Annotated in this window: 1 protein-coding gene; it reads right to left on the bottom strand. The window is 35.1% G+C overall.

Going from position 1 to position 245, the window contains the following annotated elements:
- The coding region (locus tag Q0842_RS16205) for a hypothetical protein (RefSeq protein WP_298500560.1) at positions 1-245 on the bottom strand (245 nt) is incomplete at both ends.

Below are 245 nucleotides of genomic sequence, written 5' to 3'. Positions count from 1 at the left end.
AAATCATTACCACATACATCGGTTACATCTGGAGTTGGAGGTTGTATAGCATCTGCTAAACACTCTACTGTAGAACTTGCATTTGCAGGCACCACAGGTAATGTTGTTACATCAATTGTATATGTATAAGTATAAATAACTTCGTTATCAACGCAATCGGTATAAGTAAATGTATAGATTTTATCTCCTTCACAAACAGGATCAGCATTCTCAGTAATTACAGGCGTTAAATCATTACCACATAC

It is taken from the genome of uncultured Algibacter sp., assembly GCF_947495675.1.
Lineage (GTDB): Bacteria > Bacteroidota > Bacteroidia > Flavobacteriales > Flavobacteriaceae > Algibacter_B.
The sequence above is the reverse complement of the archived record's forward strand: the minus strand, read 5'-3'. Positions and strand labels throughout refer to the sequence as shown.